This window comes from Marinobacter zhanjiangensis (assembly GCF_014651935.1).
GTDB lineage: Bacteria > Pseudomonadota > Gammaproteobacteria > Pseudomonadales > Oleiphilaceae > Marinobacter > Marinobacter zhanjiangensis.
This window is the reverse complement of record NZ_BMXV01000003.1, coordinates 297,862-320,626: the sequence shown is the minus strand read 5'-3', so window position 1 is coordinate 320,626 and position 22,765 is coordinate 297,862. Positions and strand designations below refer to the sequence as shown.

16 protein-coding genes are annotated in these 22,765 nt (G+C 59.8%); 5 read left to right on the top strand and 11 right to left on the bottom strand.

The genetic code is table 11. From position 1 onward, the window contains the following. Nucleotides 1-74: 74 nt before the first annotated feature. The 5 genes from IE079_RS08195 to IE079_RS08175 form a co-directional block, all read right to left on the bottom strand. Nucleotides 75-470 carry a nuclear transport factor 2 family protein gene (locus IE079_RS08195; RefSeq protein WP_227712385.1) on the bottom strand — a complete coding sequence of 132 codons (396 nt, stop codon included), beginning with the start codon at nucleotides 468-470 and terminating at the stop codon, nucleotides 75-77. Beyond that, on the bottom strand, nucleotides 463-1,686 hold the full coding sequence (locus tag IE079_RS08190; protein ID WP_189575305.1) for a cation:proton antiporter: 1,224 nt from the start codon (nucleotides 1,684-1,686) through the stop codon (nucleotides 463-465). Before IE079_RS08190 ends, IE079_RS08195 begins: the two co-directional genes overlap by 8 nt. 14 nt (nucleotides 1,687-1,700) lie before the next feature. Beyond that, a complete protein-coding gene (locus IE079_RS08185) occupies nucleotides 1,701-3,548 on the bottom strand; it encodes a cation:proton antiporter (protein ID WP_189575302.1) in 1,848 nt (615 codons plus the stop codon). A 318-nt stretch (nucleotides 3,549-3,866) separates the two neighbouring features. Then, on the bottom strand, nucleotides 3,867-4,037 hold the full coding sequence (locus tag IE079_RS08180; protein ID WP_091849020.1) for a DUF1328 domain-containing protein: 171 nt from the start codon (nucleotides 4,035-4,037) through the stop codon (nucleotides 3,867-3,869). Nucleotides 4,038-4,223: 186 nt separating this feature from the next. Continuing rightward, nucleotides 4,224-4,706, bottom strand: coding sequence for an Lrp/AsnC family transcriptional regulator (locus tag IE079_RS08175; protein WP_189575300.1), 483 nt, complete (start codon nucleotides 4,704-4,706; stop codon nucleotides 4,224-4,226). 156 nt (nucleotides 4,707-4,862) lie between these two features. Here IE079_RS08175 and IE079_RS08170 point away from each other — a divergent pair, with 156 nt between their 5' ends. From IE079_RS08170 to IE079_RS08160, 3 genes are all read left to right on the top strand, one after another. Further along, nucleotides 4,863-8,384 (top strand): indolepyruvate ferredoxin oxidoreductase family protein, encoded by a 3,522-nt coding sequence (locus IE079_RS08170; protein ID WP_189575299.1) that lies wholly within the window; start codon nucleotides 4,863-4,865, stop codon nucleotides 8,382-8,384. Continuing rightward, nucleotides 8,377-9,558 carry an amino acid aminotransferase gene (locus IE079_RS08165; RefSeq protein ID WP_189575297.1) on the top strand — a complete coding sequence of 394 codons (1,182 nt, stop codon included), beginning with the start codon at nucleotides 8,377-8,379 and terminating at the stop codon, nucleotides 9,556-9,558. Before IE079_RS08170 ends, IE079_RS08165 begins: the two co-directional genes overlap by 8 nt. Nucleotides 9,559-9,796: 238 nt before the next feature. Further along, on the top strand, nucleotides 9,797-11,179 hold the full coding sequence (locus IE079_RS08160) for a sodium-dependent transporter (protein ID WP_189575295.1): 1,383 nt from the start codon (nucleotides 9,797-9,799) through the stop codon (nucleotides 11,177-11,179). A gap of 116 nt (nucleotides 11,180-11,295) precedes the next feature. Here IE079_RS08160 and IE079_RS08155 read toward each other — a convergent pair whose 3' ends face one another. Further along, nucleotides 11,296-13,368, bottom strand: coding sequence for a hypothetical protein (locus tag IE079_RS08155; RefSeq protein WP_227712384.1), 2,073 nt, complete (start codon nucleotides 13,366-13,368; stop codon nucleotides 11,296-11,298). An 899-nt stretch (nucleotides 13,369-14,267) separates the two neighbouring features. Between IE079_RS08155 and IE079_RS08150 the strand changes: the two genes are divergently transcribed. Next, nucleotides 14,268-15,722, top strand: coding sequence for an undecaprenyl-phosphate glucose phosphotransferase (locus tag IE079_RS08150; RefSeq protein WP_189575293.1), 1,455 nt, complete (start codon nucleotides 14,268-14,270; stop codon nucleotides 15,720-15,722). A 189-nt stretch (nucleotides 15,723-15,911) separates the two neighbouring features. Then, a complete protein-coding gene (locus IE079_RS08145; RefSeq protein WP_189575290.1) occupies nucleotides 15,912-17,111 on the top strand; it encodes a hypothetical protein in 1,200 nt (399 codons plus the stop codon). A 54-nt stretch (nucleotides 17,112-17,165) separates the two neighbouring features. On the opposite strand, the gene IE079_RS08140 is transcribed toward IE079_RS08145, so the two are convergent. From IE079_RS08140 to IE079_RS08120, 5 genes are read right to left on the bottom strand one after another with little or no spacing between them, the layout of a single operon-like run. After that, nucleotides 17,166-17,951 carry a WecB/TagA/CpsF family glycosyltransferase gene (locus IE079_RS08140; RefSeq protein WP_189575288.1) on the bottom strand — a complete coding sequence of 262 codons (786 nt, stop codon included), beginning with the start codon at nucleotides 17,949-17,951 and terminating at the stop codon, nucleotides 17,166-17,168. Further along, on the bottom strand, nucleotides 17,948-19,147 hold the full coding sequence (locus IE079_RS08135; RefSeq protein ID WP_227712383.1) for a GumK N-terminal domain-containing glycosyltransferase: 1,200 nt from the start codon (nucleotides 19,145-19,147) through the stop codon (nucleotides 17,948-17,950). The genes IE079_RS08140 and IE079_RS08135 overlap by 4 nt, the downstream gene beginning before the upstream one ends. Before the next feature lie 23 nt (nucleotides 19,148-19,170). After that, nucleotides 19,171-20,295 carry a glycoside hydrolase family 5 protein gene (locus tag IE079_RS08130; protein ID WP_189575286.1) on the bottom strand — a complete coding sequence of 375 codons (1,125 nt, stop codon included), beginning with the start codon at nucleotides 20,293-20,295 and terminating at the stop codon, nucleotides 19,171-19,173. Then, a complete protein-coding gene (locus tag IE079_RS08125; RefSeq protein WP_227712382.1) occupies nucleotides 20,292-21,422 on the bottom strand; it encodes a glycosyltransferase family 4 protein in 1,131 nt (376 codons plus the stop codon). The genes IE079_RS08130 and IE079_RS08125 overlap by 4 nt, the downstream gene beginning before the upstream one ends. Further along, complete coding sequence (locus IE079_RS08120) at nucleotides 21,419-22,693, bottom strand: polysaccharide biosynthesis protein GumE (protein WP_189575284.1); 1,275 nt, start codon at nucleotides 22,691-22,693, stop codon at nucleotides 21,419-21,421. The genes IE079_RS08125 and IE079_RS08120 overlap by 4 nt, the downstream gene beginning before the upstream one ends. Nucleotides 22,694-22,765: the final 72 nt, after the last annotated feature.

Sequence of the window (22,765 nt, the reverse complement as noted above, 5' to 3'; positions counted from 1 at the left end):
CGCCAGCGATCCCCCGTGGCAGACGCTACAGAAATGACGTGCCGCCAGGCTTTGCGATTTCCGGAGCATGCCCTTCAGCTACCGCTTTTGCGCGCTTCCAGCATGGCGGCCATCTTCTCATGGAGCTTGTTGACCGCTTTCAGCGGTCGCACCATCACCTTGAAATCCGATATCCGGCCTTCCTCGTCCCACTGAATCATGTCGATGCCATTGATCACGATGCCATCCAGTTCGGTGTGGAACTCCAGTACCGCATTGTTGCCGTCTTTGATCTCTCGCAGATACTCGAACTGATCGTTGCCCAGCACGTGGAACGCGGCCGCCAGGTACTGTTTGGTGATGGCCTTGCCTTCCTGGGGCGTATGCACCACCGGCGAATGGAAAACGGCGTTATCCGCCAGCAAATCGTCCAGACCGTTCACATCACGATCCTGCATCAGACGGTGCCAGGTCTTCAGGGTATCAATCACGGGTTATATCTCCGTCCTGTTTGTTGTCGTTGTCTGATGAGTCAGCCCGGGCCACGGTCATGCGAACCAGCCAGGGCCCAACCGCTTCAAAAGCGACGGTGGACACCACAACCGCTGCCATCAGCGTACTGGCAAACTCCGGAAAACGCTCTCCGGCCAGCAGCGCCATGCCCATGGCCACCCCGGCCTGGGGGGTCAGGGCCATGCCGAGCCCCCTGGGCAATGCTCCCCGACGGGCATTCACCAGTGTGGAACCGAACCACCCACCCAGCAGGCGCCCCAGCAGGCGCAGAGCAATATACGCCAGAGTGATGCCGACGGCCACCTGCAGATTGCCCAGGTCCAGGCTGGCCCCGGCAAGCACAAAGAAAAACACCAGGAACGGCCATTTCAGATACTCGATCTCGCTGAAGGACCGGGTATGGTGAGAAGCCAGGTTGGCGACCATCGCCCCGGCGACCATCGCTGCCAACAACTCCGAGACATGCAGCAAAGCAGCGCCACCGGCCAGCAGGAGGATCAGCGCAATGGCTTCCACACGGGTGGGTTCACCGGCCGCCAGCCGACCGGTCAGCCAGGCCGCCGGCACCCCCACAATCACGCCCAGGACCACCGCGCCGCCAAGTTCCCACAATGCGGTCAACACCGCCTGCGCCCCTTCACCACTGCCGTGCCAGCCGAGGAAAGCCATCGCCAGACCAAACACGACAATACCCCAGCCATCATCCACCGCAACCGTGCTGAGCAAAAGCCGACCAGTACGGGTGTGGGCAACCCTCTGTTCATGGATGGTTTCGGTAACGGCAGCCGGATCCGTTGCCACCGCGATGGCACCAAGGGTGACCGCCAGGATCAGCGGGAACCCCAACAGCCAGAGACCTGCGCCCACCACCAGGCCACTGACCAGCACCACGGAGAACGAAAACACGGCGACCACCGGTCCCAGGGTTCTCAGTCTGTCCCAGGTGAACTCCCCACCCAGCAGGAAAGCGACCATCACCAGCGCCAGCTGTATCAGTGGCTCGGACAGGCCCTCGAGAACGCCAGCGGACTGGCCCAGCACCCATTGCTGGACCACGGCGACCCCCACGCCGATCAGTACCAGCAACGATATCCGGGGGATCGCCGTCCGGCCGGCAATGAAATCCGCCAGAATGCTGAGCGACAGCAAGGTACCCAACATCAAAAGCACCAACGCGTACTGTGGTGTATCCATATCAACCTCCACCCTCAGGCCTTGCCAGACCGGGTCTGCGAGGATTCCTCCCCGGCCTTGCGATCCCTGTCAGGCCTCGGAGGCACCAGGCTGATCAGTTGCCAGTCCGTGTCCGGCTCAACCTCTTCGCCTTTCATTACCGGGTGAATCTTCTCCTTGTCGTTGATGACAAACAGCACTCTGGCCTCCCCGTCGTGCCGGGCCATAAAGTCCTCGTAGGTGAAAGATTCACTGAGCTGCGTGGTCTTTACCGAATAGCCACGACTCACCAGACTGGCCAGTTTGGGATACGACAAACCATTGAACAGGCCACGGGTCTGCTGGATCTTCTCGGCAGTCTGGTGGCTGGCCTTCTGGTCCTGCTCCCCCTCCGACAGGCTGTAAACACTATTGGCGCCGAACCAGTCCAGGAAGTGGTAGGTGGCCAGTGAATTGAGCTGTTTGTAGGGCGATATCACCAGCAACTTCCCGATTCCGGTCAGATCCAGGTGGGTGGCGGCATGCTCGGAAGTGGGATTGCCGAAATAGACTTTCAGGCCATCCATGCGCGCCTGTCGTACATTCTCCCAGTTGGTATCGGTGAGTACCACGGGAATCTCGTTCTTCTGCAACGCCTGGGCAATGGCTCGGGCCCCGCTGTTCGCTCCCAGAATCAGGAAGCCGAAGGCGGCCGGCTCGGCCACCCCGAGGACCCTGGCAATGGGGCGCGCGGTAAGACTCTGCAAGGTTACCGTAGCGATAATCAGCATGAACACCAACGGCACCAGGGCGCCGGCATCCTCGTAGCCCTGGTTCTGCAACTGGAAGGCAAATAGCGCAGACACGGCGGCAGCCACGATACCCCGCGGCGCAACCCAGCTCAGGAAAAGCTTTTCGCGCCAGTTCAGCTTCGTGCCAATGGCGGCCAACATGATGCTCAGGGGGCGGGCCACCAGCATCAGGATCGCCAGTACGGCCACCAGCCCCCAACCCAGCTCGGCAATGGCGCCGAAGTCCACCCGTGCCGCCAGGATAATAAACAATGCGGAGATCAGCAGAACACTGAGTGACTCCTTGAACTCCAGAATGTCGTCAATCGGCACCATCTTCATGTTGGCCATCCAGATGCCCATCACGGTGACCGTCAGCAGGCCGGATTCATGGGCCAGCTCATTGGACAAGGCATAAACCCCGAGCATGAAGGTCAGGGTGCCGGCGTTATGAAGATACTGAGGTAACAGATGCTTGCGCAGCGCCACACCGTTGAGCCACCCGGCCACCGCACCAAGCACCAGCCCGACCATGACCGTCTTGCCGAAGATGTACACAGAGTGCCAGAACACGTTGCCCTGGCCCCAGGAGATAATGGCCTCGAATACCAGTACCGCCAGCAGCGCACCGACCGGGTCGATGATGATCCCTTCCCAGCGCAGGATATTCGCCAGATTCTGCTTGGGCCTGACCGACCGCAACAAGGGCGCTATCACCGTGGGGCCGGTGACAATGGAAATGGCACCGAACAACAGCGCCACCGCCCAGGACACATCCAGTATCCACTTGGCCGCCAGCGTACCGATCAACGCGGTGACGATTGATCCCACCGGGATCAGGTTGCGGACCATCCTGCCATGGCCCTTGATCTCCCGATACTTGAGGGTAAGGCTGCCCTCGAACAGAATCACCGCTACCGCCAGGGATATCAGCGGGAACAGCAGGTCGCCGAACAGAGGTTCCGGCTGCAGCCAACCCAACATCGGGCCTGCCGCTAACCCGCCGGCAAGGAGGAACAGGATCGCCGGCATTCGCACCCGCCAGGCCAGCCACTGACAGAAGAGAGAGGCAACGCCAATGCTGGCCAGTACGAGAACGGTACTTACGCTCATAGAGATCCGGTTCCGTTGGTTTCGGTTGCAAGTCACAAGAGCGGGCAGGGTCCCGCCAGGATCAAGACACTGGCGTACCGCAATGCCCGGGCACACCAGTGGCATCACAGGATACGTCAGAGAGGAAAAGCTGTACACGACAGGGCGGCGGCAAGAGAGGGGATTCACGCCCTCACGGAGGCAGCAAGGCCAGGGCCTGGTCCGAGAAGCTTGGCGAAACAACCTGTGTCCGCCAGCGGAAAAAACATGCTTTTGGCAAATGGAAACCTTCGCCAGGCCCGAACCGCGCCGGCCTGGATTACCCGGATTCGCAACCAGTCAGGGCTTACGCCCTTTCATGGCGTTTGCCACCAGCGAGATTACCAGCAGGATCAGAAAAATAAAGAACAGAACCTTGGCGATGCCGGCAGCGGTACCGGCGATACCACCAAAGCCCAGCACACCGGCGATGATGGCAATGATCAGACACACAACAGCCCAATAGAGCATCGTTTCCTCCTTGGAGTCGGCCTCCTTCATTTATTAAAGGTGCCAACGCGATTTGAACCCGGATACTGCTATTTACCATTGACAGTGAACGGGAAAAATCAAGAAATCAGTCGCTTCCTGACCAACATTTAATACTCACTATTCCAGCCTGATTGCTGTCAAAGCCAAGCGCCCCGGCTTCTAGCTCTAGTCTCCAACCCTTGTCACAGGCAGGATCTGGGTATTCTTTATCTCCCGCAATGCAAAGTTGGAATTGACCTGAGCGATGCCCTGCAGGGTAAAGATTTTTTCATTGAGGAAACGATCGTAGCTGGCCATGTCCGCTACCACTACCCGCAGCACGAAGTCCGCATTGCCGGTCACCGCGAAACACTGCAATACCTCCGGGTAGCTGCTCACCTCCCGCTCGATTTCCGCCGTGCTGTCAATGGTGTGGCGTTGCAGCGACAGGTTCACCAGCACGCACAACCCCTGCCCCATGGCGTCCGGATCCAGCCGGGCGCTATAGCCGATAATGACACCACCCTCTTCCAGGACCCGCACCCGACGCCAGCAGGCCGCAGGTGACAGTCCCACCTGTTCTGCCAGCATCTGGTTGCTGATGCGACCATCCTGTTGCAGCACTGCTACAATGCGACGGTCCAGTTTATCCAGAACAACCTGTTTCATTTGGTAACACCTGCATTTTAATTAATTTCCTTTCTTCTGATTGTTATTTATCAAACTTCCTTTCGAAAATCCAATTAACCCCTGCTCAAAAAGCAAGCACATTTTGCGGTATCCCCTCTAGAATTTTGTTTACAAAATCAACAAAAGGAGGGCGCCATGTCCGCCGATACCCCCCCATTGGACGACTACAAGCTGGAAGATCGCTACCTGCGGGAATCCGGTCGCGTATTCCTGACCGGCACCCAGGCCCTGGTGCGCATTCCCCTGATGCAGGCTGCTCTGGACCGCAGGCAGGGGCTCAACACCGCTGGCATGGTCAGCGGTTACCGGGGCTCGCCCCTGGGCGCCTATGACCAGGCCCTGTGGCAGGCGAGTGATCTGCTGGAACAGAACCGGATCGACTTCGTCCCTGCCATCAACGAGGACCTGGCAGCTACCATCATGCTGGGCACCCAGCAGGTGGAAACCGACGATGACCGGCAGGTGGATGGCGTATTCGGCCTCTGGTATGGCAAGGGCCCCGGTGTGGACCGGGCCGGCGACGCCCTCAAGCACGGCACCACCTATGGCAGTTCGCCTCACGGTGGCGTGCTGGTGGTGGCCGGAGATGACCATGGCTGCGTGTCCTCCTCCATGCCCCACCAGTCCGACGTGGCGTTCATGAGTTTCTTCATGCCCACCATCAACCCGGCCAATATTGCGGAGTACCAGGAATTCGGTCTCTGGGGCTATGCCCTGTCCCGCTATAGCGGCTGCTGGGTGGGCTTCAAGGCCATTTCCGAGACAGTTGAGAGCGCTGCCTCGGTGGAACTGCCGCCGCTGCCGGAATTCGCCACGCCGGATGACTTCACCCCGCCGGCAGACGGCCTCCACTACCGCTGGCCGGACCTGCCCGGGCCCCAGCTGGAAACCCGCATTGAGCATAAGCTGGCGGCCGTACAGGCCTTCGCCCGCGCCAACCCCATCGACCGCTGCCTTTACAACAACGAGCAGGCCCGTTTCGGCATCGTTACCACCGGCAAAGGCCACCTGGACCTGCTGGAAGCCCTCAACCTGCTGGGCATCGACGAAGCCAGGGCCCGGGAGATGGGCCTGGACATCTACAAGATCGGCATGGTGTGGCCCCTGGAGCGCAAAGGTGTGCTCGGCTTCGTTCACGGCAAACAGGAAGTGCTGGTAATCGAAGAAAAGCGCGGCATCATCGAGAGCCAGATCAAGGAAGCCATGGCCGAGCCGGACCGCCCGGGCGAGGTACTGATCACCGGCAAACAGGACGAGCTGGGCCGCTCCCTGATCCCCTACGTGGGTGAGCTCAGCCCCAAACTGGTGGCCGGCTTCCTGGCCGCCCGCCTGGGCCGTTTCTTCGCCATCGACTTCAGCGAGCAAGTGGCGGCCATCAACATCATGACCACCGCCCAGGACCCTGGGGGTGTAAAGCGCCTGCCCTACTTCTGCTCAGGCTGCCCCCACAACACGTCCACCAAGGTCCCTGAAGGCAGCAAGGCCCTGGCCGGCATCGGCTGTCACTTCATGGCATCGTGGATGGGGCGCAACACCGAGTCCCTGATCCAGATGGGCGGAGAAGGGGTCAACTGGATCGGCAAGAGCCGCTATACCGGCAACCCCCACGTTTTCCAGAACCTGGGGGAAGGCACCTACTTCCACTCCGGCTCCATGGCCATCCGTCAGGCCGTGGCAGCGGGCATCAACATTACCTACAAGATCCTGTTCAACGACGCCGTGGCCATGACGGGTGGCCAGCCGGTGGACGGGCAGATTACCGTCGACGCCATCGCCCAGCAGGTAACCTCCGAGGGCGTCAAACGGGTGGTAGTGCTGAGCGACGAGCCGGAAAAGTACGATGACCACAAGGACCGGTTCCCGAATGACGTCACCTTCCACGACCGCAGCGCGCTGGACCAGGTACAGCGGGAACTGCGGGACATCCCGGGCTGCACCGTGCTGATCTACGACCAGACCTGCGCCGCCGAGAAGCGCCGTCGCCGCAAGCGCAAGCAGTTCCCGGACCCGGCAAAGCGGGCCTTTATCAACCATCACGTGTGCGAAGGCTGCGGTGACTGCTCGGTGCAGTCCAACTGCCTGTCGGTGGTACCCCGCCAGTCCGAACTGGGTCGCAAGCGCAGGATCGACCAGTCCTCCTGCAACAAGGACTACTCCTGCCTGAACGGCTTCTGCCCCAGCTTCGTGACCATTGAGGGTGGCCAACTGCGCAAGAGCCGGGGTATGGACACAGGCTCAGTGCTCACCCGCAAACTGGCTGACGTTCCGGCCCCGGATCTGCCCACCATGACCGGTTCCTGGGACCTGCTGGTGGGCGGCGTCGGCGGCACCGGCGTGGTCACCGTAGGCCAGCTGATCACCATGGCCGCCCACCTGGAATCGAAGGGCGCGTCGGTACTGGACTTCATGGGCTTTGCCCAGAAAGGCGGCACCGTACTCAGTTACGTACGCATGGCTCCGTCCCCGGACCAACTGCACCAGGTGCGCATCAGCAACGGCCAGGCTGACGCCATGATTGCCTGTGACCTGGTAGTGGCCTCGTCCCAGAAAGCCCTGAGTGTGCTGCGTCCCAACCACACCCGGGTTGTCGCCAATGAGGCGGAACTGCCCACCGCCGACTACGTGCTCTTCCGGGACGCTGACATGCAGTCAGACAAACGCCTGGACCTCATCCGCGACGCCGTAGGTGGCGACCAGTTCGCCCGCCTGGACGCCAACGGTATTGCCGACAAACTGATGGGAGACACAGTGTTTTCCAACGTGATGATGCTGGGCTTTGCCTGGCAGAAGGGTCTGCTGCCCCTGTCCGAGGCCGCCCTGATGAAGGCCCTGGAACTCAACGGCGTGGCCATCGACCGCAACAAGGAAGCCTTTGGCTGGGGGCGGCTGGCGGCAGTCAATCCGCAGGGCATCACCGACCTGCTGGCAGACAACCAGCCGCAAGCCGTGGAAGTGAAAGCGGAACCCACCCTGGACCAGTCCATCGACACTCGCTATAACCACCTGGTCGCCTACCAGAACCGACGCTGGGCGGACCGCTACCGGGCCAGCGTTACCAGTGTTCGCAAGGCGGAAGAGAACCTCGGCCAGACCAACGGCCTGCTAACCCAGGCCGTAGCCCAGCAGCTGTACCGCTTCATGGCCTACAAGGACGAATATGAAGTCGCCCGGCTGTTCGCCGAAACCGACTTCATGAAGGAAGTAAACGACACCTTCGAGGGGGACTTCCAGGTTCACTTCCACCTGGCCCCACCTCTGATGGGTAAGGGCACCGATGCCCAGGGCCGCCCGAAGAAACGCAAGTTCGGCCCCTGGATGTTCCGTGCCTTCAGGTTACTGGCCAAACTCCGCAGCCTGCGCGGCACCCCCATCGACCCGTTCCGCTATTCCGCAGACCGCAGGCTGGACCACGACCTGCTGAGGGACTACCAGGCGCTGGTGACTCGGATCCAGGCAGAACTTGACGCCAACAACTACGACACCTTCCTGCAACTGGCGGAACTGCCCGCCGACGTGCGCGGCTACGGCCCGGTGCGGGAACAGGCCGCCGAGGCCATCCGGGAAAAGCAGGAACAGCTCTACAAGGCTCTGGATACAGGCCGTCCCACCCTGATCCGCACCCACCAGGCCGAGGAAAAGGAGACAGACCATGTTTGAGACTCTCAAGCCCCTGCCCCAGGACCCGATCCTGCAACTGATGCAGACCTTCCGGGACGACCCGCGCCCGGACAAGGTGGACCTGGGCATAGGCGTCTACAAGGACGACGCCGGCAACACCCCCATCATGGCAGCCGTCCACGAAGCCGAACGGCGCCTGCTGGCGGGTGAGACGACCAAAAGCTACGTGGGTCCCGCGGGCTCCGCAGGCTTTAACGAGGCCATGGCCCGACTGATCCTGGGCGATGACAGCAGCCTGATAGGCTGCCAGCGCACCTCGGTGGTCCAGACCCCTGGCGGCTGCGGCGCCCTGCGCATGGCCGCGGAATTCCTGCGCCTGTGCAACCCCGACACCACCGTCTGGGTCAGCACCCCCACCTGGGCCAACCACCTGCCCCTGCTGGGCGGCGCCGGCCTGACCATTCGCGAATATCCCTACCTGAATCGCGACACGTTACAGGTAGACTTCGCGTCCATGCTGGAAAGCCTGGAACGGGCAAAGGCCGGCGACGTGGTACTGCTCCACGGCTGCTGCCACAACCCCTCCGGGGCCGACCTGAGCTTTGAACAGTGGCAGGAAGTCACCGCCCTGATCCAGCGCAAGGGCCTGCTGCCCTTCGTGGACATGGCGTACCAGGGCCTGGGCGATGGCCTGGAGCCAGACGCCGCCGGTCTCCGACACCTGGCCAGCCAGGTACCGGAAATGCTGGTGGCCGCCTCCTGCTCCAAGAACTTCGGCTTATACCGGGAACGCACCGGCGCCCTGATGCTGATCTCGGCAACCGTCAGCATCAACCAGGCCGCCACCAGCCAGCTGCTGAGCGTGATCCGCTCCCACTACTCCATGCCCCCGGCCCATGGCGCTGCGATTGTGGAGATCATACTGGGAGACAACGACCTCACTGAGCAATGGCAGCGCGAACTGAACGGCATGTGCGAACGCATCCTCCACCTGCGCCACGCCTTCGCCGACGCCCTGGCCCCGGCCGGCGACTTCGGTTTTATCGCCCGACAACGGGGCATGTTCTCGTTCCTCGGGATCACTCCGGAGCAGGTGCGACAGCTGCGGGAAGAGCACGGTATCTACATGCTGGATTCCAGCCGGGTAAACGTGGCGGGGCTTAACGACAAGGTGTTGCCGCGAGTTGCGGACGCCATCAGGAGCGTTCTCTAAAGCCAGAACACAAAATTCGAAATAGTACTAGCAGCCAGCAACAAGGTTCGACGCAGTGGGGCCGGGATGCTTTTTCAGGACCTTCGAAAACAGGGACGTTTTCGAAGGTCCTCCAGGGATGGATTCACGGCGTGTCCTGAAAAAGCATACCGGCCCTGCTGCCGGCACGGACCAACAGGCCTGGCATTAAAAGCTACCGGCAAATTAATCCGACAAAAACAACGAAGCGGAGAACCCAATGACTCAAAATACCCAGCCACACCAGCAGGCCAACACCCTCTGGTCCTCCAGAATGGCCTTCATCCTGGCCGCAGCCGGCTCCGCCGTCGGCCTGGGTAATATCTGGAAATTCCCCTACATCACCGGCGAAAACGGCGGCGGCGCCTTCGTACTCATCTACCTGGCGTGCATCTTCCTCATCGGCGTACCCGTACTCATCGCCGAAACCATGATCGGCCGACGTGGCGGCCAGAGCCCTGTAGCCACCATGCGCACCCTGACCCAAACCGAAGGCACTGCCGCGGGCTGGCGTGCCATCGGCTGGAACGGCGTCATTGCCTCCTTCCTGGTGCTCTCTTTCTATGCGGTAATCGGCGGCTGGGCCCTGGTCTACATCGGTAAAGCGGCCGCTGGCCTGTTCACCGGCGCCGATGCAGAAACCATCGGCAGCCAGTTCGGCACCCTGCTCGCCAACCCGTGGGAGTTGCTGATGTGGCACTCCATCTTCATGGCCATCGTCGTCTTCATCGTCGGCCGCGGTATTCGCTCCGGCCTGGAAAAGGCCGTCAACATGCTCATGCCCCTGCTGTTCCTGCTGCTCGTCGTCATGGTCCTCTACGCCATGAACAGTGGCAGTTTCGGGCGCGCCGTCAGCTTCATGTTCTCCCCGGACTTCAGCAACCTCACCACCGCAGGTGTGCTTACCGCCCTGGGCCACGCCGCCTTCACTCTCAGCATCGGCATCGGTGTGCTCATGGCCTATGGTTCCTACCTGCCCAGGCACGTCAACATTGCCCGCACCGCCATGACCATCGCCGTGCTGGATACCAGCGTCGCACTGCTGGCCGGACTGGCCATTTTCCCACTGGTGTTTGCCAACGGCCTCGAACCCGGCGCCGGCCCCGGCCTGATATTCGTCACCCTGCCCCTGGCCTTCGGCCAGATGAGTGGCGGGGCCATCTTCGGCACCCTCTTCTTCGCGTTACTGCTGGTAGCCGCCATCACCTCCGCTATCTCCATGCTGGAGCCGGTGGTGGAATGGCTGGAGGAGCACAAGGGGGTCGGCCGCGTGAAGAGCGCCATCGGTGGCGGGCTCGCCATCTGGTTTATCGGCATCGGCACGGTGCTGTCGTTCAACCTCTGGGAAGGCTTCCATCCCCTGGGATTCATCGCCTTCTTCGAAGGCAAGACGGTATTCGACCTGCTGGACTTCCTGGTTTCCAACCTGATGATGCCCCTGGGTGGGCTGGCCATTGCCCTGTTTGCCGGCTGGGCCATGAAACGTGAAGGACTAGCGGAGGATATCGGCCTGCAGGGCGGCGCCTACAAGGCCTTTATGGTAGTGCTGAGATACCTGACCCCGGCAGGCATTGCCGTGGTGTTCCTGTACAACCTTGTTTAGGCAGATGACGCTTTATTGCTACGCCCGGTAGCAACTGGCCGGGGCCCACCGATTCCAGGTTTTCGGCGGTGCCCCGGCCCCTTTTTTGCAATCCGCCTGCAATCAGATCCGGCGGATTACTCCTCCCCGGACAGCGTGAGACCAGGTCGCCCACCGTCACCGCCGTTCAGACTTATCATCCGGGTCTTGCTGATCCGGTGACGGTAGATTTCCCGCAGGTACTTGATCGACTTCTTGACATTGTCCCTGGTCAGGCGGATGTCGTTGATGGACACGAAGTTGTTCTGGTCGTGGCACATTTCACGGTACTTCTTCTCGTACATGGGCTTGATGGCATACCAGTTGGTATCCAGGATCTTGGCCGGATTCTCGAACTCGTTGAGCATGCTGTCGATCAGCTCCTCATCGAGTTCCGGCGAGCGGATAAAGTCCAGCATGGCTTCGTCCAGACTGTCGTCATAACGGGTCTGGTCGTTGGCAAAACAGCGCTTGATATAGGCCACGATCAACGTCAGGAAATCATCGCTCAGGCACGGGCTCTTCACCACCAGGGTGGTCAGTGACAGGTTCGCTGAAGCCCCGATTACCAGCGCATAACGCTTGAGTGTGGTGTTGGGGAAGAGCGCATTCAGGTGCGTCTTCAACCGGTTCAGGTCCATATAGGACAGCTTGTAGTCCTTGGGCAGCGACACGATGGACACAATGGACGAGCAATTCTTGAAGAAGTGCAGGTCCTTCAGCTGGGTGGCGTCATAACCGGACTCCTTGTACTGCCTCAGGGCATCCCGGTAGCGGGACGCCTCGATGGGCAGCAGGCTCACACCCTCGATGGCCTCGGTCACCTTGTTGAAGTGCGGCAGGTCGATGGAACGGAAGAAGAGGTCATCGATATCCAGCCGCGAATCCTCGTTGATGCTGCGGAACTCGGTGGCATGGGCCTCGGTGGGCACCACGGATTCGGCATAGGCCACGGCCACCGGGCCCGCCAGACTCATGAACAGGTCGTTGGCGTCCAGGCGAATGGTCTCGCCGATATCCACCCCGGCGCGACGGAAGTAGTCCTCGTCATAGTCCGTGGTTACTGCCTGGGCGGTCAGGATGTTGAAGATCTGCTGGGAGATGTACTGGTTGGCGTACTTCTCCATGGCATTCACATCCACGTCGCGGATCTTGCCTTCGTCCTGCTGCTCCGCGTAGCGCATGATGTCGTTGGAAATCAGCATCATCGCATTCCAGGGCCGGATGCGATGCATCATGTCAGCATCGCGGGTCTCGTCGGCGTCAAAGTTATAGGAAAAGTCCCACTCCTCCGCCAGATACTTGCACAGCAGACGGCCGGCGTTGATGTGCAGGGCCTCGGACATTTCCACCCGGTTGTCCTGGATGTTGGGCAGAATGCAGATGCCGCTGGTAAAAATGGGCTCGAACACGAAGGAATGGTCCCGGTTTTCCATCTCCCGGTCTTCCAGCTTCGGATCGAAGGTCTTGCGCATGTAGGAATACTGCTGCGCCAGACCAAACTCCGAGGCCATGCCGGAACCGGTACCGCCACCAGCGCTGAAGATGTAGAAATACAGCCGGGACTGGTTGGCCTTGATGCCACAGGAATCAATCAGATAGGAGTGGATGAACTTCCAGTCTTCGTTGGAGAAGTGGTCGGTATCCTTGTTGAGGATGATCCGCGCCAGGTACTGGCCCAGGATCGGCGCGTTACCGGCACCACCGGCATGGACCTCGGAGAGGTCCATGATCTTCATCTTGTTGTAGTCTTCCAGGAAGGTGCTTTCGTCCGCCCGGCGGGAAAAACGGATGCGCCCCTCAATGTCCTTGTCCAGGTCCCCCAGCATCACCATGGGCTCGATCAGGAACACCGGCTTCACGCTGTTGGCCTTGGGCATATTCAGACTCTTGCGGATCCAGCGCATCGGGCCGATTTCCTTTTCCCGGCTGCGGCGCTGCTCGTTGTCCAGCTCCTGCAGATAGTAGGCACGGGCACTATGCACCAGCTCGGCCACATCCAGGGCGATGTTGGAGCCGCAGCGCCCCAGTCCGATCAGACACACCGACGGGAAGAACTGCTGCTTGCCCTCGTCTCTCTGGCTGTCTGAAAACACCCTGGGGAAGACAGACTCCCGAAGATGGTCAAGATTGGACAGGATCTGGTCCAGGTCCCGCTCAGTGAAATACATGAAGGACTCCTGAGCGTCCGAAACCGCCTTTTTTGTGGCCGGTGTCCGCGAGGTTTTTCGCGTTGCAGCCCTGGTCCGTGACCTTCCATCGGCGTTCCTGGCTCCGTTTCGGGCATCCCCGGATTTCTTGACCACCCTCGCGTCAGACGCAACAGCGGACTGGCTCTCCTGATCGTCGGCGGTTTGTTGGGAAACGTTGTTATCAGAGGGTGTTTGGCTGCTCATGACACTTTATCCGTCCAGGTTCCATACATATTTCTTGAATTTAACCCCAAAGATAACAACAGATCACAGAATAGCCAGAACAAATGTGCCCATATACCCGTCATGTTACAATTCTAAACACGCTGATACAGCAGGATACGCACTGATCTTCAGCACGAAGCTGATATGCCATACTTCCATGCCCTCTTCTGGCACTTTTGTTACCGCGCGTGGGACTCGTCCACCATAATCGCAACAGAAAATTGACATACCATAAATGGCAGTATGTGGACATTACCATTACATATATATAAAGATATATGTAATGGCGTGTTAACTCATGAAACCAGAGCCATGAAAACCAAAAAGTCAGAAACAATACTTCATCCTTGTTGACGATTTAATTAAATGGCATAAAAACAGAATCTTAAAATACTTTAATCGATCGGAATGACACCCGAGGCAGTACGCCACAAGCCTGTGCGTTATTGAAATAGTTGCTTTATTTCGGTGCAACTCAGACCCCCTCACGTCATTGTATCCATCTTAATTACATGTCTTTTGCCGGAGGTTTTCTTTTAGAATCCCAAGGACATACCAATACGGATTTCCACCTGATGATTCATGGCCCGCTTAATGCAGGACTGAATCGTCTTTGGCTGTTTGGTGACCCAGGGATATTCACGGAGGGATTTATGGGTAGTCAGCAAAAGGAGCAGAAGGCCACCGTGCTTCCGCCAGCTTCCGGGACCACAGCCTCGATTCGTCTGCAGCGCTCCAACATCCTGGCGTTTTTCCGGGCTTTTGACAGTTTGCTGGTCATCCTCGTTCTATGGGGGGTTCTCCAGTTCTGGGGTACGGCCTGGAGCCATGCCTATACCTGGCTGGGGGTACTGGCCATTATTGCCTTCGTATTCTTTGCCGAAAACAATGAGGTCTATCACCTCTGGCAGGGGTTCTCGACACCCGCCCTCGCCCACCGACTGACCCTGGCATGGGCCGGCACCGCCATGGTTCTCGGTGCCTTCGCGGCGGCCATGGAACTGCTGGCCAGCATCAATGTCCGCGCCGTTGCCCTGTGGCTTGCCCTGACCCCCATCACCATCATCGTCTGCCATTGGTTGCGGCGGCTGGTGCTGACGCGCTTTCGCCGACAGTCGGCCCAGCGACGGGTGGGCATTGTCGGAGCCACCTCCCTCAGCCAGCGGGTCACCAAGGCCATCCGCAACCTGCCCTGGATGGGCTACCAGATTGCCGGTTACTACGATGACCGCCTGCTGACTGAAGACCGGAGCCGGCGGCTCGATGACGATCAGGTGCAGGTATCAGGCAATCTCGAACAGCTCAAGCAGGCCGCCCGCAACGGTGACATCGACATGGTATTCATTACCCTGCCCATGGCGGCCGAGCGCCGGGTTCGCGAACTGGTGCATGATCTGGCGGATACCACCGTATCCGCCTACCTGATACCGGATATCTTCAGCTTCGATCTGCTGCATTCCCGTCTGACTGGCATTCAGGGCATTCCGGCCGTCAGCATCTATGATTCACCCCTGGCCGATCAGGCCTGGACCAAACGATTGTTCGACCTCTTTGGCAGTCTGGCGATCCTGGCTATTGTTGCCATCCCCATGCTGGCCATCGCCATGAGCGTCAAGCTCAGTTCTCCTGGACCGGTGTTCTTCAAGCAGACCCGTTACGGCGTCAGGGGCGAGAAAATCAAGGTATGGAAATTCCGCTCCATGTCGGTGTGCGAGGACGGACCGGACGTTCCCCAGGCCAGGCGGGGCGACCCACGTATCACGCCCCTGGGGGCCATGTTACGGCGCACCTCGCTGGACGAGCTGCCGCAACTGTTCAATGTGATCAGCGGCAGCATGTCACTGATCGGCCCGCGTCCACACGCTGTGGCCCATAATGAGTTCTATCGCAACCACATCCAGGGCTATATGCTGCGTCACAAGGTCAAACCCGGTATCACCGGGCTGGCTCAGGTCAACGGTTTCAGGGGCGAAACCGAAACCATGGACAAGATGGTGGGAAGGATTGCCTACGACCTGGAATACATCCGTAACTGGTCACTATGGCTGGATATCAAGATCCTGTGGTGGACGGTATTCCGGGGGTTTGCGGGGCAGCAGGCCTACTGATTGTCCGCGGCACCTGCGCGGTCGCCCAGGGCGACTGCCACCGCGGCGGCAGTTCCTTTTCGCTGGCTGGGCGACGGCAAGCGGCCTCCGGGACGTTCACCACTGAGCTGCGCCCCGCAGGCAAGCATAGGTCCCTCCAGCCGACTTTCCGTCAGGTAAAGGACTTTCCATATGGGTACACGGACGAACATGCCTCAACCGCTGTCTGGTTTCTCTGCCGCTGCACGTTGTGGTCACCCGCTGCTGATGGTGGTCATGCTCCTGGGTATGTCACTCCCGGTTATCGCCCAGCAATCGGAGCGACCGGACCGGTTCCGGTTCAATGCCGACCTCGGCCACACCCGCGACAGCAATTATGACCGTCTCCCTGACGACGATCCGGAACAGATTACAACCGGAACGGTAGGTGTGCGCCTGAACCAGACTCTGAGCCGACAGGACTTCAACGCGAGGGCCGCCGTTACCCGCTACAGGTTTGATGAACGGGATGAGCTGGACACGTCTACCTGGACCGGTGGCCTGGGCTGGCAGGGCAACATCGGTAGCAGACTGAAACCCTATCTTTCCTGGAGCCAGACTGAACGCCTGGTCGATCGCGCCGAGTTCGAGGAAAGAGACATCCTCACGGACGAGACTATCCGCGGTGGCCTGGTCTACTCGCTGGGACCACACTGGAACATCCCCGTCAGAGCGCAACGTCTTGAGCAGGAGCACTCCAACGACAGCCAGACGGCGCTGAACTATGTCGACGAGCAGGTTTCCATCGGGGCATCCTATACCAGTGACCGCAATTCCACGGCGGGTATCAACCTGATCAGCGGTGATCGGGGCTACCCCAACCAGGATCGAACGCGACCGGAGGACATTCCGGAGCGGGACGACCTTGATTACGACTATGTGACCGTGGAACTCGAAACCAACTGGGTGGTCAGCCCGAAAACCCAGCTGGAAGGACGCCTGGGATTCTTTGAAAGGGACGGTGAGGCCAACGACGGCTCAGGAGGATACGCCCTGGTGGAGGCGCGCTGGAAGCCCACCTACAAGACCGGACTGACCACCGGTGTACAGTATACCGAACCCCCTATCGGCGAAACTTCGGACAGCCCCTCCGAAATCGAGCGCCTCTACCTGGACCTCGACTGGCAGGTCACCCCGAAGATCCTTCTCAGCAGCGGCTATTCCTGGGCGAACAGCAGTTTTGATGGCAACGCCCTCCGCAACTCACGGACCGAGGAACTCCAGGTGGTCAACCCTTTGATTGCCCGCTATCAGATGAACGAAGCTCTGGCATTTTACCTTCGCAGTACCTGGGTAAGCCGGAGTTCCCCACTGGATGAGCGGGAGTTCGACGCAACCATCGTGAAGGTGGGACTGAATCTCACACTCTGAGAACGTCAGCGGCTGCCGGGGCAATACGTGAATCCGGGCCCCACCTTGGTCCGGTTATTTCCCCTGCTCTCTTTCCCGGAAACAACGGATCAGAAAGTGGCCGATGTCGACGGTATAGCGACGGGCCAGTCGCCGTGGCTCCAGACTCAGGCGGTAAAGCCACTCCAGGTGCAGGCGGCGAATGGTCTCCGGCGCCCGGGGCTTGTCACCGGCCAGGAAGTCCAGCAGAGCGCCGACGCCGATAAGCAGCCGGGCATCCAGTGACGACGCGTTTTCCAGAATCCAGGTTTCCTGACGTGGATTACCAGTGGCAACCAGAATAATGTCAGCGTCAGTCGACCTCATTGTCTCGATCACCCGGGTGTTATCCGCGGACTCCCCATAACCGTCCAGTGTACCGGCGACCACCACGCCCATGCCCTCCAGCACCTTTGCAGCCTGCCGTGCCACATCCGGCCCGGCACCCAGCAGAAATACCGAAGGCAAGGCAACAGGTCGTTGCGCCTGGTTGTGGTAACGAGCCACCAGGGTCTCAAGCAGTATTGGTACAAAATCGGTCCCGTTCAGGTTATCCGGAAAGCGGCGCCGATGAATCAGCATGGCGGCGATATCCATACCAATGCCATCATTCACCAGAATGACCTCGGGGCGCTTGAGGTCTGCCTTCAGGGCCGCGCACTGGTTGACAAAATTGGTGTTTACGAAGAACAGCATCCGTGTCCGGCCCTGATCCAGATCCTGAATCAGTTGCGCTTTCAGTTGTTCCGTGGTCAGTGCGGCCACCGGATAGCCGGCCAGCGGCAGGAGTGGCAAAAGGTCAGGCTTCTGGTAAGCGGTCATGGTGCTACCCGGACATCGTCAAACTCGGCAGGGGCCAGAATCCGGTCAGTTACCTCGGACCAGCTCAGATGCTGACGGGCCGACTCGTGGGGCGCCTGCAGAGCCTGATTGATGGCCTGCTCTACCGACACGCCGTCTCCCGGCTTGTAGCCGAACCGGCTGGCATAGCCCCCGACCACCGCGTGAGGGCAAACCGCTGGCACACCGAAGAAATCGTACTGGATGAGCTTCATGGACGTATCCGCCAGATAGGCCGGAACCGCCTCCGACCGATAGGGGGCGATACCGATATCCGCGTGGCGTATATAGCGGACAGTTTCCTCGTGGGGCATCTCGTCGTACACGGTTATATTGGGGCCATAGGAGGGATGGTGGGGCTGGCCACATCCGATGATATGAAAATGCACATTGGGGAACCGGTGAGAGGCCTCGGCAAAAAACGTGGAATCAAACAGCATCGATCCCACCGACACGGCATTCAGGGCATCCCGATAGGGTGATGGAGCCCCATTCGAGGCAAGGGTATGGTCAATTCCATGGGGAACCAGGGCAATATTGCCTTGCGAAGGTATCGTATCCACCAGTGTACGGGAGGGCACGCGAATGGTGTCCATGCGCGTTGCCGCCTTGCGGAATGCCTCTTTGACGAAGTCTGCCACCTCAATGGTATCCAGATCATCGGACGCGATGTAGACGGTTCTGACACGGGGGTTGAGGCGTTTGGCAAGCTCGAAGAACACCGGTGACACGCCACTTTCGAATACCACGACGTCGGCCTCCGACAGCCAGCGCTTAAGGACCCTGCTGGCCAGCGCCACATAGCCCCGGAACATCAGGTCCTCGAGCTTGCGGAGATCGGGACGGCGGGTATTGAACGGATGGATCGGCGTCTTCCACAGGTAGCACTCGACACCGTCGCGTTTCTCGACCCGGTTGGCGTGGTCGTCCAGCGATAACCGTGGATCCCTCTTGTGACGGGACAACAGGCTATAACGCAGCGAGAAGAAACGGGTCTCACCGCGCTTTGCCAGTTCCCGGGCAATAAAGTGAATATTCGCCTTGCGGGGCGAGCGGTAGTCGTGAGCCGAGAGCACCAGGTAGCGCAGGCCTGCGCCAATATGTCGTGCCCGGGCCGGGCCGGATGGTGTTCCGTTACTGCCCGCACGCGCAACAGGTTTGTGTATTGCTGATTCCATGGCGTATGTATCCTTTTTCTGTTTCAGTCCGCAGCCAGGTTTTCCGGAGGCTTGGGGCAGCGGCCACTGTCGACATCGGCGCATGACCAGCCCTGGAAGTAGTCCTCAAGGACGCTCATCTGCGGACGGTCCTGGCCATTGTCGGGGTGTACGGTCAGAAAATAGTCGCCCCACCATGCGCCAGCCGCCCAGTAAGCCCAACCCCGCCACGTCAGAGGATCATTGCTCAGCTCCAGAAGCCGTTCCAGCGATGCCAGGCATTCTTCCCGTGGCGGCGAACCGAATTCGCCGAGGAACAGCCGCTGTTCATTGTCATCCGCCCACCGGGAAATATTGCTGAACATGTCGTCAAAGTGCTCGGGGGGCAGGCAATCGGCCCTGGTCCCGGAGTATCCCTCGTTCAGGTACTGGTGAACCTCGAGTACGCTGCGATCAAGCGGATCGCTGAAATCGGCGAACTCCACCGCGTTACTGCTGCCGGTCTTGTCCTTGAACCATTCGTGCACACCGCTCCAGCGACCACCGGACACCAGGATCAGGTGTGAAGCACCCTGATCGCGCAGCGCGGTCACCGTGTCCTGGGCAACCGTGGCCCAGTCGGCAATATCCATGGTAAAGGGTTCATTCATCAGGCCCAGGGCAACATGCCCGGTATCATTCAGCGCCGACGCGAGTCGTGACCAGACATCCACCAGATGGGCGGTGGTTACCCTGCCCTTTCCGATAATATCCCCTTCATAACCGCCGTAGTTGTGCAGATCTATCAACAGGCACTGCCCATTGTTGCGGGCATTGGCCACCGCCTTGCGTATCTGGTTCAGCTCGCCATCGTGCAGCTCGCCGCCCAGCTCTCGCTGCACCCTTTCCCAGCGCACGGGAAGGCGAATCAGATTGGCCCCTTTTTCGGCAAAGTACTCGAAATCCGACGGCGACGGGTAGGTGTAATCAGTGAACAACTGGCCAGGAATGCTCTTGCTGTTGAACTCGGCACCCGATAGGTTGACCCCACGCAGAGGCGCCTCCTGCAGACAGATCGCTGATGCCGGCGATAGAGCGGAGAATGCCAGCACAAGCCCGGCAAACCAGGGCAGCAGATGCCGGGCAGCCCATCGGGAGCTGATCACGCGGGGAAGTCTGTCAGGGATCATCGGGATTCTCCCAGTGTCTCGTAAAGCTGAATGTAGCGGTCGGCAATGCGTGGCCAGCTGTACTGACGGGCAAACGCCATCGCCCTTTCCCGCCGCTCCTCGTGGGCAGCCTGCCCCTGCTCATAGAGCCCCTGGAGTGGTGCAACCAGAGTTTCCGGTGACGTAGCGTCGGCGGCGATACCAACACCCGACGCCTCCGTCAGTTTGCGAAACGGGGGTATATCGCTCAGCACCGGCGTAAGCCCCGCACTCATGGCTTCAATCGCTGCAAGTCCGAAGCCTTCGTGGCGTGACAGACACAGAAACCAGGCGGCTTGCCCGATCAGCTCCGACAGCCGCTGGTCGGAGGGACTGGCTTCCAGGATCACCGCGCCGCCCGTGAGGCCCCGGCGGCCGACCTCCTGATCCAGCATCTGCAGGTTGAAGTCGTACTCACGACCGGCAATGATCAGTTGCCAGCGAGGATCCTGCCTGCGCAGTGCCTGCATGAGATTCAGTGCCTCGAGCAGCCCCTTGTTGGACGACCAGCGGCCAAAATAGATCAGGGTACGGTTGAGCTCCCGACAGCCCTTGTCCGCATACTTGTCAGTGTTTACGCCATTCTCGATGACCTCCAGCCTGCTTTCGGGAACAATGTCACGAAAACGGCGGCCGTCATTTTCACTGGTGGCTACGATACGGTCGTAAGCGAAGGAGGAAGCCCGGGTAATGGTGTTGAACCAGAGTTCCTTCAGGCGGCTGGCAAACTCGGTATGGAAAAAACCGCCATGGGTCGATACCAGCAAGGGCCGGCGATGCATCAGCCGGGTCAGCGCCAGGTAATCAAAGAAAAAGTCCACCCCATGGACGTGAACCACGTCGGCGCGGTCAATCTTGCTCAGCACCGATGGGCACAGTGGATAGCGGCTGGAACCCTGATAAGGAAGCCGGGTGACCGGAACGCCGTCCACCACATCGTCAGCAGCCAGTAACTCGTCCGAATTGCGGAACAGGCGGTTCAGAGTGACGATGGACGCATTCTGCCGCCGGGACGCCTGCTGACAGGACGCAATATTCCGCACCACATCCTCCATGCCACCCACGGACGGATAATACTGCCGGATTACATGCACAACATTCAGACTCATGCGTCTGCCTCCTTGCGATGAGTCACCACGCCACTCCAGCCGGCCCAGCCCGACCTGAGATACCTGGGCACCGGCAGACGGGCGGGATCGGCGAGAATGACACCAAACAGGAACCACAGCAGCGCCGACGTCTTCATGGCAAACAACGAGGTTCCGCTGACCGTAAGAATCAGTGAAATATAAATGGCCGCAAAGCAGCGGAACCGGGCGGCCCGTTCATCCGGCACTGGCATCATCCAGATGGTCAGCCAGAACCCCAGTACCAGCACAATGCCGAAACTGGAGAGAAGGTGCGCATAGCCCTGGTCCGGGAACCAGGCGCCGCCGTCAGCACCCATCAGCATCGGTACATCAAAGCTGATCAATGCCCGGCCACTGATGACAAGACGACCGATGAAGCTGTCGCTGTAGCCCATGTTGCTGAACATGCCCAGGGCCACCAGAGCCCCGATAACAATGAATGGCATGGCAGCTGGCAGGTACAGCATCCAGTCCCGGAAGGCAACCCGGACAATGATCAGAAGGCTGACCGACAGCAGCGCGAAACGGGAATCTGCCAGTACCATCATGGTCAGGCCGGCACCGACGAACAGCCACATCAGGGCATTCTCATCACGGCCCTTGCTGAGCCCCCAGGCCACCACCAGGGTGGCAAGGTTACCGAGCGACACCGGCTCCAGAAAGACCGATGACACCCGATGGTTGTCCAGCAACCATGGCAGCAGGGTGCGGCCAATATCCTCGGGCCGTATGCCATTCATTTGCAGCCGGCTTTCGCGATCGTATTCGGTGATTTCCTGCAGATTGCCAATGTTGACGTAATAACCGAAGATATCCAGGAAACCGGTGAAGCTCTCCAGAGCAAACAGCTCATAGAAGCCCACGACCAGCACCACCCCGATTACTATCTTCAGCACCCGGTCCGCCAGCCTGATATCACCGACATTCCTGCCCAGCCAGAAGAACCAGAGCGGAATCAGAACATCCCGAAACCCCTTGATGTCCAGGCCACCACGAAACAGGGCCAGCAGGCACAGGGCTGCCCCGGTCAACGATGCCAGAATCACCACCCCGGGCAGCAGCCGGGGCAACAGTAACGGAAGACAGGCCAGCATCAGCATGACTTCGGCGAGGCCTACCATCGCCCTCGACGCAGGAAACAGATGCGTATTAACCAGACACAACACCACCTGGTAGCACACCGCACCGACGACAATGGCCACACCAAGTGGCCTCAGCAACACATGTTGAGCCGGATACTCTGCTGGCATGATCGTTCCTGTCTGGGCGGCCGCCGATCCGGCGGAACCCGTTACCTGTTACCCCGGCTACAGCGCGGCTTC